Below are 12,561 nucleotides of genomic sequence, written 5' to 3'. Positions count from 1 at the left end.
GTTTAACTGAACCACGGTCTCTGATGCGTGGTTTTTCGCGCATTTTCAACATGTTGCCATTTGTGCCCGGAGGCACCCCTGATGTTCAAGTTCTTCGAATCCCTGATTGATCCCTATTGCCCTTATCCCAAGCGGGACACGCCGCCCCACACGCTTTGGGCTTTCATGTGGGACTATGCCCAGCCGTTTAAAGGCGTGTTTGTTGTTGCCACCCTTTTGTCCATCATCGTTGCGACGGTCGAGATCGGGCTGATCTGGGCCATGGGATGGGTGGTCGACATTCTTGGCGGCTCACCCGAACAGGTTTGGGACCAATATGGCGGCTGGCTCATCGCGCTTGCGGTATTCCTGCTGGTCCTGCGCCCCGCCATTCAGGCGCTGGATGTCATGCTGCTCAACAACACGATCCTGCCGAATTTCGGCACGTTGATCCGCTGGCGCGCACATCGCCATGTGCTGCGTCAATCGGTGGGCTGGTTCGAGGACGATTTTGCCGGCCGCATCGCCAACCGTATCATGCAGACCCCGCCCGCGGCCGGAGAGGCCGTGTTTCAGGTCTTTGACGCAGTCACCTTTGCCTTGGCCTATGCGCTGGGTGCGGTCATCCTGTTGGGTCAGGCGGATGCGCGGCTGGCGATCCCGCTGCTGCTTTGGCTTGTGCTTTATGGCCTGCTCATCCGCTGGACCGTGGTGCGCGTGGGCCCCGCCTCTCAGGCCGCCAGCGACGCGCGCAGCGAAGTGACGGGCCGCGTGGTGGATGCCTATGCCAATATCCATTCGGTCAAGATGTTCGCCCATCACGCGCAGGAGGAGGAATATGCGCGTGACGCGATTGAAAACACCCGTGTGACATTCCAGCGTGAGATGCGGCTTTATACAATCATGGACGTGACGCTGACCATGTTGAACGGGTTCCTGATCGTGGGTGTCGTCGGCTGGGCCATCGGCCTTTGGATGCAGGGCCAGACCAGCGTCGGCGCGGTCGCGGCTGCCACGGCTCTGACGCTCCGGCTCAATGCCATGACCGGCTGGATCATGTGGGCGCTGACCTCGTTCTTTCGCCAGATGGGCGTCGTGGCCGAAGGGATGGAGACGATTGCCCAGCCCATCGATCTGACCGATGCGCCGGATGCCAAACCGCTGGAGTTGCGCGACGGACGGATCGAGATTGACGATCTCTCCCATCACTACGGGCGCGACCGGGGCGGGCTGGATCATGTGTCCGTGACCATCGCACCAGGTGAAAAGATCGGGCTGGTCGGGCGGTCGGGGGCCGGGAAATCGACCCTGATCAAGCTGTTGTTGCGGTTTTATGACGTGGAACAGGGTGCCATCCGCATCGACGGGCAGAACATCTGCGCCGTGACACAAGACAGCCTGCGCCGTCAGATCGGCATGGTTCAACAGGACAGCTCGCTCCTGCACCGCTCGATCCGCGACAACCTGCTTTATGGCCGCCCCGAGGCGACCGAGGCGGAGATCATCGCCGCCGCCAAGCGGGCCGAAGCACATGACTTCATCCTTGACCTGGAGGACCCGCAGGGGCGGCGCGGCTATGACGCCCATGTCGGCGAACGCGGCGTGAAACTGTCCGGCGGACAACGCCAGCGCATCACATTGGCGCGGGTCATGCTCAAGAACGCGCCGATCCTGCTTCTGGACGAAGCCACCAGCGCGCTGGACAGCGAGGTTGAGGCCGCAATCCAACAAACACTTTACGGGATGATGGAAGGCAAGACCGTGATTGCGATTGCCCACCGCCTGTCCACCATTGCGCGGATGGACCGCATCCTTGTGCTGGATGAGGGGCGGATCGTTGAACAGGGCAGCCATGACGTGCTTTTGCAGCAAGGTGGCCTATATGCCGGGTTCTGGGCGCGCCAATCCGGCGGGTTCCTGAATGCAGAAGAGGCCGAGGCCGCAGAATGAAGCCGCAAAACTGGATCAACCCCTTTGAACAGGCGCGCGGTGCCCCGCCGCGCACACTCGCACGCTTCTTCCGCTGGGCCTTGCGCGGCAGCTTTCCGGTCGTTTCTTTGGCAGGTGCAGCCTCGGTCACGGCGGGTGTTGTCGAGGTTATGGCGGCAATGATGCTGGGGCTGGTCATCGACGCAGCCTTGATCAGCACACCCGAAGCGGTGTTCTCGGATCATGTCTGGCTCATGGTCGGTGTTCTGGCGTTCTTCCTTGTGCTGCGCCCAATCATTTTCATGACCTCGTCCTACCTTCAGACAATTCTGGTGGCGCCGAATGTCTTCAACCTTGTCCTTTCGCGTCTGCACCGCCACACGCTGGGCCAATCCGTCACCTTCTTTGACGATGATTTCGCCGGTCGCATCGCGCAAAAGGAAATGCAGACCGCCCGCGCCCTGACCGATGTGGTGGTGGAGGTCATTCATACGGTGCTGTTTGCGCTGGCCTCGGTGGTGGGGGCGATCCTGCTTCTGGGTACGGTGGATTTGCGGATCGCGCTGGGCCTGTTGGTCTGGATCATCGGCTATCTGGCGCTTGTTCGCTATTTCATGCCGCGCATCCGCAAACGGTCCAAGGCACGGGCCAGCGCACGCGCCATGGTCACCGGGCAGGTCGTGGATACGGTGACCAATATCAAGACCGTCAAACTGTTTGCGCATGACGATCACGAAGACGATGTGGCGCTGGACGCGATGGACCGGTTCCGGGACCGTCAACTGGCATTCGGCGCGATGTCCGTCAGATTCCGGTTCTGGCTGATGACCGTTGCCGGTGTCTTGCCCATCCTGCTGGTTGGCGGGGCGCTTTGGTATTGGTCCCGCGGTCTGGTGAGCGCGGGTGACATTGCCGCCACCGGCGCGGTCAGCCTGCGGCTGGCGCAGATGACCGGCTGGGTGAGCTTCACGCTCATGTCGCTCTATGCCAATGTTGGAGAGGTCGAGGACGGGATGCGCACTTTGGCCCCGGCCCACACGCTGACCGATGCGCCGGATGCCGCGCCGCTTGAGGTGAGCCAAGGCGAGATCCGGTTTGACAATGTGAGCTTTGCCTATGGGCGCGAAACCGGCGGCGTCGATGGAATCGACCTGACAATTTCGCCGGGCGAAAAGCTGGGCGTTGTCGGGGCGTCCGGCGCTGGCAAGTCCACGCTGGTGGCGCTGCTTTTACGGCTCTATGACACAGAAAGCGGGCATATCCGCATTGACGGGCAGGATATCTCATCCGTCACGCAGGAAAGCCTGCGCCGACAGATTGGCATGGTCACGCAGGAAACCGCGATGTTCAACCGCTCGGCGCGTGAAAACATCGGTTACGGCGAACCCGACGCAACCGAGGCTGACATCATCGCCGCCGCGCGCCGCGCCGAAGCCCATGGTTTCATCCTCGGGCTTGAGGATCACGAAGCCCGCAAGGGTTATGACGCGCATCTGGGCGAACGCGGTGTAAAGCTATCGGGCGGGCAACGCCAGCGCATCGCGCTGGCCCGCGCCATCCTCAAGGACGCGCCCATTCTGGTGCTGGACGAGGCGACAAGCGCGCTCGACAGCGAGGTCGAGGCCGCCATTCAATCCGCGCTGGAACAGGTGATGGAAGGCAAGACCGTGCTGGCCATCGCGCACCGGCTCTCCACCATCGCCCGGATGGACCGGATCGTGGTGCTGGAGGCGGGGCGCATCGTCGAACAGGGCACGCATACCGAGCTTCTGGCGCGCGGCGGCGTTTATGCCCGCTATTGGGAGCGGCAATCGGGTGGCTTCCTGAATATCGTCGAGGCCGCCGAGTAGGACTTTATCGACGCGCGCCAAGACTGTATCTGGCGTTATGGAATATCTGATCGAACGTCTGGGCCATCAGGGCGATGGCATCGCACCGGGTCCGTTTTTTGCGCCGCTTACCCTTCCCGGAGAGCGCATTTCCGCCGTGGCCAATGGCGACCGGCTGAGCGATATCCGCATTGTGGAACCGTCGGAACACCGCGTTTCCCCGCCCTGCGGACATTTCAAGACCTGCGGGGGCTGTCAGCTGATGCATGGCTCGGACGCGTTTGTGGCGGAGTGGAAGCAAGAGGTGGTCGCGCGCGCCCTGAGCGCCCAGCGCATCGAGGCAAAAATGCGCCCCATCGCCACCTCACCCGCGCAGAGCCGCCGTCGCGCGACATTTTCCGCGCGCCGCACCAAAAAGGGTGCGATGGCCGGGTTCCACGGCCGCGCCTCGGATGTGATCATTGAAATCCCGGACTGCAAATTGCTGCATCCCGATCTGCTGGCCCTGCGTCCGGTGGCCGAGGCGCTGGCGCGCGAGGGAGCAAGTCGCAAAGGCGCGCTGAGCGTACAGATCACGCTCTCCAAGGATGGCGCGGATGTGTTTGTCACCGGCGGCAAGCCATTGGATGGCCCGCTGGAGATCGCGCTCGCGCAATTGGCTGGCGCGCATGGGCTGGCGCGGCTGGTTTGGGAGGATGACCCGATTGCCATGCGCGCCCCGCCACGTCAGGATTTCGACGGGATCGACGTGGTCCCGCCGCCGGGCGCGTTCCTTCAGGCCACCGATCACGGTCAAGCCACGCTGATCGCCGCCATGAAAGAGGCGGTGGAAGGGGCGGACCACATCGCCGATCTCTTTGCCGGATGCGGCACCTTTGCCCTGCCGCTGGCGCGCGGGGCCGAGGTGCATGGCGTCGAGGGCAGCCGCGCGATGCTGACTGCGTTGGACGAGGGCTGGCGCAAGGCGCAGGGGCTGAAGAAGGTCACCACGGAAACCCGCGATCTCTTTCGCAATCCGCTCCTGCCCGATGAGCTGAATAAGTTCGATGCGCTTGTCATCGACCCACCCCGCGCGGGGGCCGAAGCGCAGGTGACCCAGATCGCCAAAAGCGATGTGGCGCAGATCGGCTTTGTCTCCTGCAATCCGGTGACATTTGCCCGCGACGCGGCAACGCTCATTCAGGCGGGATATTGCCTTGAATGGGTGCAGGTTGTGGATCAGTTCCGGTGGTCCACCCATATCGAGCTTGCGGCGCGCTTCACCCGTCGCCATATGTGAGCCGGGCTTAACAAGGGCAGGACAGATGCGGGCAAAACTGGCGGCATGGCTGGATCAGGCATGGGTGCGCAACGGGATCATCGCAGTGATCCTTGTGAACGCCGTAGTTCTGGGGCTTGAGACCTCGGAGACCGCCATGGCACGGGCCGGTGGTCTGATCATCGCCATTGATACCATCTGTCTGGCGATTTTCGTGGTCGAGATCGCCCTGAAACTCATAGCGCAAGGCGGGCGGTTCTTCCTGCGCGGCTGGAATATGTTTGACTTCGTGATTGTCGGCATCTCATTGGTCCCATCGGCGCAAGGCCTGTCGGTCCTGCGGGCGCTGCGCATTCTACGGGTGTTGCGCATCCTGACCGTTGCCCCCCGCCTGCAACGGGTGGTCGAAGGCTTCATCACCGCCCTTCCCGGTATGGGCAGCGTGTTCCTGCTGATGGCGCTGATCTTCTATATCGGCGCCGTCATGGCGACCAAGCTCTTTGCCGCCAGCTTCCCGGACTGGTTCGGCACATTGGCCCTGTCGGCCTATACGCTGTTCCAGATCATGACGCTTGAAAGCTGGTCCATGGGCATCGTGAGGCCCGTCATGGATGTCTACCCCTATGCCTGGCTGTTCTTTGTGCCCTTCATCATGGTTACCACATTCGCGGTGGTGAACCTGTTGGTCGGTCTGATCGTGAACTCCATGCAGGACGCCCATCACGAAGAAGACGTGGCCGCAACGGACGCCTACCGTGACGAGGTGCTGGTGCGGCTGGAGGCCATCGAAAAACGGCTTGCAGCCCAAGAGGGACAATCCGCCGACAAGCAATAATGTGATATGCGTCAGCGCCACATTTGCGGTAAACTGTGTCAAAACATTCCGGGCAGTGACACTATGCGTTTTCTCAAAGTTCTGATGATCCTTGGCATCGGCGTTGTGCTTGCCGGGTGCAGCGGCAAGTTCCAACCCTATTTCGGACCCGAGGTGACCCGCGTGGTCGTGGATAAGGGCGCGCGCAAGATGTACCTGCTGCATCACGGCGAGGTGCTGGAAAGCTACAATGTGGGGTTGGGTTTTGCGCCTGAAGGCCACAAGGGCAAGCAAGGTGATGGACGCACACCCGAAGGCGAGTACATCATCGATCGGCGCAATCCGAACAGCGAATTCTACCTGTCCATCGGAATCAATTATCCCAATGAGGCCGATATTGCCCGCGCGCGCGAAGCGGGTGTCGATCCGGGTGGGGACATTTTCATCCATGGTCGCCCGTGGAAAAACCGCAAGGGCGGGCGCGACTGGACCGCCGGGTGCATTGCGGTGACCAATACCGAGATGCGGCAGGTCTATTCCATGGTGAAAAACGGCACGCCGATCAGCATCCGGCCCTGAGAGATCGAAATCTTTTGAAGATTTCGGGCCGATTTCTTCTAAAGAAATCGCGTCTCACCTGTTTCAAGACCGCGTGAGCTCCAGAAACACGTCCTCAAGATCCGCTTCCTGGGTTTTCACATCCCGGATGCGGATGCCCGCGTTGCGCACCGCTTCCAGAACCGCCTCGGCCGGGGTCTGCTGGGCGTGGTAATTGATAACCAGTGATCCGTCATCACGCAGGGACACATCCAGCCCCTCCGCCTTGGGCGGGGTTTCGATGGGCGCGTCCGGCTGAATCACCATGCTCTTGGCATCCAACCGACCCAACAGCGCCGATGTGCTGTCCCGCGCGACCAGCTCGCCATGGTTCACGATGGCAATCTCGTCGCACATCTCCTCGGCCTCTTCGAGGTAATGGGTGGTCAGGATGATCGTCATGCCCCGCTCGCGGTTGAGCTTGCGCACATTGTCCCACAACATCTGGCGCAGCTCGATATCCACCCCCGCCGTGGGCTCGTCCAGCACAAGGATCTGCGGATGATGCACCAGCGCCTTGCCCAGAAGCAGACGCCGCCGCATCCCGCCCGACAGGGTTCGGGCATAGGCATGTGCCTTGTCCGACAGCCCCACCATTTCAAGGATTTCATCGCTGCGGCGCTGGGATTTCGGCACGCCGTAAAGCCCGGCCTGAACCTCCAACGCGCCGCGCGGGCTGAAAAACGGATCGAGGTTCAACTCCTGCGGCATCACCCCGATCGAAGCGCGCGACTGGCGTGGATTCACATCCTGATCAAAGCCCCAGATCTTGACCGTTCCGGCGGTCTTGATCACCAACCCCGCCAGAATATTGATCAGCGTGGATTTGCCCGCCCCGTTGGGCCCCAAGAGGCCAAAGACCGACCCTTGCGGAATGGTCAGATCGATGCCCTTGAGCGCCTCTTTCGCGGGCGCGCCCTTTTGCGCAGCATAGGTCTTGCGCAGTCCCGATATCTCGATCGCCGCTTGTGGCATGCTCTTCCCTTGCCCCTGTGCCTGATCTGCCTCATAACGCATGTAATTCAGGGTTTGCCAAAAGGAAACGGTCCGCCATGACGATAGAGGCTCCGGAAACCAAGATCGTTGACAGCTACCGCGTCTCCTGTGACGGGGGCGAAGGCGCGCTGGGCCATCCGCGCGTCTGGTTGCAGATCCCGTTGAAAACCGGCTGGGTTGAATGCCCCTATTGTGACGCGAAATACGTGCACAAGGATTTCGAAGGCCAGGCGTAAGACCAGCCTTTCAATCGCCTCCGGCGGGCGTATTTTCAAAGACAAGAAGACCAGACAGGCTGGCGCTGCCCCGGGCGGCGTGGCATGACTTGGGCTGTGCGTGACAGGGGAGAGTTGCAATGGCGGATGGATTTGGCAAAGGGTGTCACCTTCACCTGATCGACGGATCGGCCTTTATCTTTCGCGCCTATCACGCGCTGCCGCCACTCACCCGCAAGTCCGACGGTTTGCCTATCGGCGCGGTCAGCGGCTTTTGCAACATGCTGCAAAAATATGTCGAGGACAGCAGCGGCCCGGACGCGCCCACCCATGTGGCGGTGATCTTTGACAAGGGCAGCCATACGTTCCGCAACGACCTATACGATCTGTACAAGGCCAATCGCGAAGCGATGCCCGAGGACCTGCGCCCGCAGATCCCGCTGACCCGGCGCGCGACGGAAGCGTTTAATATCGCCTGCAAGGAGCTTGACGGGTTCGAGGCCGATGACATCATCGCAACGCTGGCCTGTCAGGCGCGCGAAGCCGGGGGCCGGGTGACCATCATCAGCAGCGACAAGGACCTCATGCAGCTGGTTGGCGGCGGGGTCGAGATGCTGGACGCGATGAAGAACCGGCGCATCGATGCGGATGGGGTGGTTGAGAAATTCGGCGTCGGCCCCGAACGCGTGGTGGATGTGCAGGCGCTAGCCGGGGACAGCGTGGATAACGTACCCGGCGCGCCAGGGATCGGGATCAAGACTGCCGCTTTGCTGATCAATGAATATGGCTCGCTTGAGGAATTGCTCGACCGGGCCGGGGAAATCAAACAGCCCAAACGTCGCCAGACGCTGATCGAGAAACGCGAGCAGATCGAGCTGTCGAAGAAACTGGTGCAGCTGGATTGCGAGACGCCACTGGATTTCGGTCTGGATGATCTTGAGGTGCGCGATCCGGACCCTGACACGCTCTTGGGCTTCCTGACCGAGATGGAGTTCCGCACCCTGACCAAGAGGATTTCATCGACACTGGGGGTCGAGGCACCGCCCATCCCCGACACCACCCCCGAAGGCGCGAACCCTGTGGAGCGCGCCGAAGAGGTGCCGATCACGCCCGAAGCCTATGAATGCGTGCGCGACATGGAGGCCCTGCAGGTCTGGATCGACCGGATCAATGAGCGTGGCTATGTGGCGGTGGATACCGAAACCACGGCGCTGAATGAAATGCGCGCCGATCTGGTGGGCATTTCGCTTTGTGTGGAGCCGGGACAGGCCTGTTACATCCCACTGACCCACAAGGAAGGGGCGAGTGACGATCTCTTTGGCTCGGACGATCTGGCCGAGGGGCAGATGGGGATGGACGCCTGCCTCGATGCGCTGAAACCGGTGCTGGAAGACCCTGCCGTGATGAAAATCGGGCAGAACATGAAATATGATGCCAAGATCTTTGCCCGCAACGGCATCAATATCGCGCCCATCGACGACACGATGCTCATGTCCTACGCGATGAATGGCGGCATTCACGGGCATGGGATGGATACCCTGTCCGAACGATATCTCAGCCACACACCCATCCCGATCAAGGAACTGCTGGGCTCCGGAAAATCCGCGATTACCTTTGACAAGGTGCCGATTGACGAGGCAACGAAATACGCCGCCGAGGATGCGGATATCACCCTGCGCCTGTGGCAGATGTTCAAGCCGCAACTGCATCAGACCAAGGTCACCCGCGTTTATGAGCGGCTCGAACGACCGCTTGTGCCGGTGCTGGCGCAGATGGAGATGCACGGGATCAAGGTGGATCGCGATACGCTGTCGCGCATGTCCAACGCGTTTTCGCAGAAGATGGCGGCGCTGGAGGATGAGATCCACCAGTTGGCGGGGCGCAAGTTCAATGTGGGTTCGCCCAAACAGCTGGGCGAGATCCTGTTCGACGAAATGGGCATCGAGGGCGGCAAGAAGGGCAAGACCGGGGCCTATGCCACCGGGGCCGATGTGCTGGAGGATCTGGCCACCGAACATGACCTGCCCGCCCGCGTGCTGGACTGGCGGCAGCTGAGCAAGCTGAAATCGACCTACACGGATGCGTTGCAGGAGCATATCCACCCCGATACGGGCCGGGTGCATACGTCCTACGTGATCTCCGGGGCCACCACCGGGCGGCTCGCCTCGACCGATCCGAACCTGCAGAATATCCCCGTGCGCACCGAAGAAGGCCGCCGCATCCGCGAGGCTTTTGTCGCGGAGCCGGGCAATGTGCTGGTGGCGCTGGACTATTCCCAGATCGAGCTGCGCATCCTCGCCCATATCGCGGATATCGACCAGCTCAAGCAGGCCTTCCGCGAGGGGCAGGACATCCACGCCGCCACCGCGTCGGAAATGTTCGGCGTGCCGCTGGACGAGATGACACCCGATGTGCGCCGTCAGGCCAAGGCGATCAATTTCGGCGTGATCTATGGGATCAGCGGCTTTGGCCTTGCGCGGAACCTGCGCATTCCGCGGGCCGAGGCGCAGGGGTTTATCGACCGCTATTTCGAACGTTTCCCGGGCATCAAGACCTATATGGATGACACCGTGGCTTTCGCCAAAGAGCACAACCGCGTCGAAACCCTGTTTGGCCGGGTGATCCATACGCCTGAGATTTCCGCCAAGGGGCCGCGCGCGGGCTTTGCCAAACGTGCGGCGATCAATGCGCCGATTCAGGGCACCGCCGCCGATATCATCCGCCGCGCCATGGTGCGCATGCCCGATGCCATCGCGGATATGCCCGCCAAGATGTTGTTGCAGGTGCATGATGAATTGCTGTTCGAGGTGGAACAGGGTGCCGAAGTCGACCTCATCAAAGCCGCGCGGGACGTGATGGAAAATGCCGCCGACCCGGTGGTGAAGCTCGATGTGCCTTTGGTTGTCGATGCCGGTCAGGGCGCGAACTGGGCCGAGGCGCATTAAGGCACCGGGCCACGTACCTTTGCGCTAAATCCCGCGCGCGCAGCGTCAGCAATCCGTTGCGCGCGGGTAGATACTCCTTCATATTCATATAAGAGATTTTGAGGAGGAGTATCATCGATGAACCTGACACGTCGCAGGATGATGGCCGGGATGGGAGCGGCGGCAGGGATGGCCGCAGCCGGACCGGTCTGGTCAAGTGTATCCCTTGGGCAAATGCAGATCGACACGCTGAGCGACGGGACATTGATGCTGCCCGGCGATTTCATATTCGGCCCGATGCCAAAGGATGAATTGCGCCCAATCATCGACAAATATGGCGTCTCGCCCGACAGCCTGACCCCGGAATGCAACCTGACGCTCGTGCGGGACGGCGAGCGCGTTATCCTGTTCGACGTGGGCTCTGGCCCGGATTTCATGCCAAGCGCTGGTAAATTGCAGGAGGCGTTCGACGCCATTGGCCTCTCCACGGATGAGGTCACGCATGTGGTCTTTACCCATGGCCATCCCGATCACCTCTGGGGGCTTCTGGACGATTTCGGAGACCCGCTGTTCTATGACGCGGAATATATGATGGGTGCCGGAGAGCTGGACTATTGGATGGCGGATGAGACCGTCAACACCATTGGCGAAGAACGGCAATCCATGGCCGTGGGTGCCAAGCGTCGGCTTGAGATCATCGCCGATCAGATCACCACCTTTGACGACGGTGCCGAGATTCTGCCGGGCATTCTGGCCCATGGCAGCTTCGGCCATACGCCGGGACATATGTCCTTTGAACTGCGCTCCGGGTCAGAGTCCGTGATGGTGCTGGGCGATGCCATTGGCAATCATCACGTGGCCTTTGAAAAACCCGGTTGGGTGTCAGGTTCGGATCAGGACGGCGAGATGGCCGCCGCGACGCGGTTGCGGCTGTTTGACAAGATCACCGCAGACAAGATGCGGGTGATTGGCTTCCACCTGCCCGGCGGCGGGCTTGGCCATGCGGATGCGCAGGGTGATGGGTTTGTCTTTGTCCCGGAGGACGCGTGATGCGGGGAATTCTTTTTGCACTGATGATGGCGGCGACGCCGATGATGGCCAGCGAAGATATCGCTGACCAATATCCCGGCAGCTTGCTCTACTCCAAACCCGTCGAGTTCATTCCCGGCGTCTGGTCCGCCATTGGGGCCACCGCCCCGCCGACCTACGAGAACTCGGGCCACAACAACAATCTCAGCTTCATCGTGACGGGTGAAGGCGTGGTGGTGATCAATGGCGGCGCGGCGCATAAACTGGCCGAAGCGCTGCATGAAGAAATCAAGAAAATCACCGATGAACCGGTGATCGCGGTGTTCAATGAGAACGGTCAGGGGCACGCGGCTCTGGGCAATTCCTATTGGGCGGCGCAGGGCGTGGATATCATCGCCCATGTGGATGCGGCCCATGAGCTTGAGGAATACGGGGCACAGATCCTGTCGGGCATGATGCGCTATAACCGGGACAAGGGGGACGGGACCGAGATCACCGTGCCAAATGTCACCTTTGAGGATGAATATATCCTCGAAAAGGGCGATTTCCGGATTGAGGCGCGTTACCTTGGCCCAGCGCACAGCCCGGGTGACATTTCCGTCTGGCTGCCCAACCAGTCATTGGTGATCGCAGGCGACATGGCGTTTCACGAACGCATGCTGCCGATTTTCGAAGACACGATCACCGCGGATTGGCTGGAAACCTGGGATACCGAGTTCGAGGCGCTTGAAGCGACCTATGTCATACCCGGTCACGGACACCCGACCAACATGGATCAGGTGCGCAAATATACCAAAGGCTATCTCGAATACCTGCGCGCGCAGATCCGCGAACATATCGACAATGGCGGCGATCTGGCCGGGGCCTATTACGTGGATCAGAGCCCTTATGAGGGGCTGGACACCTACGAGGAACTGGCCACGAAGAACGCCGGTCGCGTCTTTGAACAGATGGAGTGGGAATAACCCATTCCCAGCGATTGATCCTTTGG

General features: G+C 61.1%; 10 protein-coding genes. 9 read left to right on the top strand and 1 reads right to left on the bottom strand.

Annotated features, from left to right (window positions below; translation table 11 throughout):
* Positions 1–81 precede the first annotated feature (81 nt).
* The 5 genes from PGB28_RS17435 to PGB28_RS17415 all read left to right on the top strand — a co-directional run bounded on the left by PGB28_RS17435 (position 82) and on the right by PGB28_RS17415 (position 6,388).
* Positions 82–1,929, top strand: coding sequence for an ABC transporter ATP-binding protein (locus PGB28_RS17435; RefSeq protein ID WP_271422810.1), 1,848 nt, complete (start codon positions 82–84; stop codon positions 1,927–1,929).
* Entirely contained in the window at positions 1,926–3,758 is a 1,833-nt protein-coding gene (locus tag PGB28_RS17430) for an ABC transporter ATP-binding protein (protein ID WP_271422809.1), read from the top strand. Before PGB28_RS17435 ends, PGB28_RS17430 begins: the two co-directional genes overlap by 4 nt.
* A 37-nt stretch (positions 3,759–3,795) precedes the next feature.
* Positions 3,796–5,016 carry a class I SAM-dependent RNA methyltransferase gene (locus PGB28_RS17425; RefSeq protein ID WP_271422808.1) on the top strand — a complete coding sequence of 407 codons (1,221 nt, stop codon included), beginning with the start codon at positions 3,796–3,798 and terminating at the stop codon, positions 5,014–5,016.
* Between the two features lie 25 nt (positions 5,017–5,041).
* Positions 5,042–5,830, top strand: a complete 789-nt coding sequence (locus PGB28_RS17420) for an ion transporter (protein WP_271422807.1) — start codon at positions 5,042–5,044, stop codon at positions 5,828–5,830.
* Between the two features lie 63 nt (positions 5,831–5,893).
* Positions 5,894–6,388 carry a L,D-transpeptidase family protein gene (locus PGB28_RS17415; protein WP_271422806.1) on the top strand — a complete coding sequence of 165 codons (495 nt, stop codon included), beginning with the start codon at positions 5,894–5,896 and terminating at the stop codon, positions 6,386–6,388.
* Between the two features lie 63 nt (positions 6,389–6,451).
* On the opposite strand, the gene PGB28_RS17410 is transcribed toward PGB28_RS17415, so the two are convergent.
* A complete protein-coding gene (locus PGB28_RS17410; protein WP_271422849.1) occupies positions 6,452–7,381 on the bottom strand; it encodes an ABC transporter ATP-binding protein in 930 nt (309 codons plus the stop codon).
* Positions 7,382–7,458: 77 nt separating this feature from the next.
* Between PGB28_RS17410 and PGB28_RS17405 the strand changes: the two genes are divergently transcribed.
* The 4 genes from PGB28_RS17405 to PGB28_RS17390 all read left to right on the top strand — a co-directional run bounded on the left by PGB28_RS17405 (position 7,459) and on the right by PGB28_RS17390 (position 12,535).
* Positions 7,459–7,638, top strand: a complete 180-nt coding sequence (locus PGB28_RS17405; RefSeq protein ID WP_271422805.1) for a zinc-finger domain-containing protein — start codon at positions 7,459–7,461, stop codon at positions 7,636–7,638.
* A 119-nt stretch (positions 7,639–7,757) separates the two neighbouring features.
* Positions 7,758–10,562 (top strand): DNA polymerase I, encoded by a 2,805-nt coding sequence (polA, locus tag PGB28_RS17400; protein ID WP_271422804.1) that lies wholly within the window; start codon positions 7,758–7,760, stop codon positions 10,560–10,562.
* Positions 10,563–10,679: 117 nt separating this feature from the next.
* On the top strand, positions 10,680–11,591 hold the full coding sequence (locus PGB28_RS17395; RefSeq protein ID WP_271422803.1) for an MBL fold metallo-hydrolase: 912 nt from the start codon (positions 10,680–10,682) through the stop codon (positions 11,589–11,591).
* Positions 11,591–12,535: an MBL fold metallo-hydrolase gene (locus tag PGB28_RS17390; RefSeq protein WP_271422802.1), complete on the top strand. Its 945-nt coding sequence runs from the start codon at positions 11,591–11,593 to the stop codon at positions 12,533–12,535. Before PGB28_RS17395 ends, PGB28_RS17390 begins: the two co-directional genes overlap by 1 nt.
* Positions 12,536–12,561 lie beyond the last annotated feature (26 nt).

The organism is Primorskyibacter aestuariivivens (genome assembly GCF_028023675.1).
In the GTDB taxonomy this organism is placed as follows: Bacteria; Pseudomonadota; Alphaproteobacteria; order Rhodobacterales; family Rhodobacteraceae; genus Marinovum; species Marinovum aestuariivivens.
The sequence above is the reverse complement of the archived record's forward strand: the minus strand, read 5'-3'. Positions and strand labels throughout refer to the sequence as shown.

Excerpts from the sequence above, each read along its gene's own strand:
- PGB28_RS17435 (WP_271422810.1), top strand. The coding sequence starts at position 82 with ATGTTCAAGTTCTTCGAATCCCTGATTGATCCCTATTGCCCTTATCCC.
- PGB28_RS17430 (WP_271422809.1), top strand. The coding sequence starts at position 1,926 with ATGAAGCCGCAAAACTGGATCAACCCCTTTGAACAGGCGCGCGGTGCC.
- PGB28_RS17425 (WP_271422808.1), top strand. The coding sequence starts at position 3,796 with ATGGAATATCTGATCGAACGTCTGGGCCATCAGGGCGATGGCATCGCA.
- PGB28_RS17420 (WP_271422807.1), top strand. The coding sequence starts at position 5,042 with ATGCGGGCAAAACTGGCGGCATGGCTGGATCAGGCATGGGTGCGCAAC.
- PGB28_RS17415 (WP_271422806.1), top strand. The coding sequence starts at position 5,894 with ATGCGTTTTCTCAAAGTTCTGATGATCCTTGGCATCGGCGTTGTGCTT.
- PGB28_RS17410 (WP_271422849.1), bottom strand. The coding sequence starts at position 7,381 with ATGCCACAAGCGGCGATCGAGATATCGGGACTGCGCAAGACCTATGCT.
- PGB28_RS17405 (WP_271422805.1), top strand. The coding sequence starts at position 7,459 with ATGACGATAGAGGCTCCGGAAACCAAGATCGTTGACAGCTACCGCGTC.
- polA (WP_271422804.1), top strand. The coding sequence starts at position 7,758 with ATGGCGGATGGATTTGGCAAAGGGTGTCACCTTCACCTGATCGACGGA.
- PGB28_RS17395 (WP_271422803.1), top strand. The coding sequence starts at position 10,680 with ATGAACCTGACACGTCGCAGGATGATGGCCGGGATGGGAGCGGCGGCA.
- PGB28_RS17390 (WP_271422802.1), top strand. The coding sequence starts at position 11,591 with ATGCGGGGAATTCTTTTTGCACTGATGATGGCGGCGACGCCGATGATG.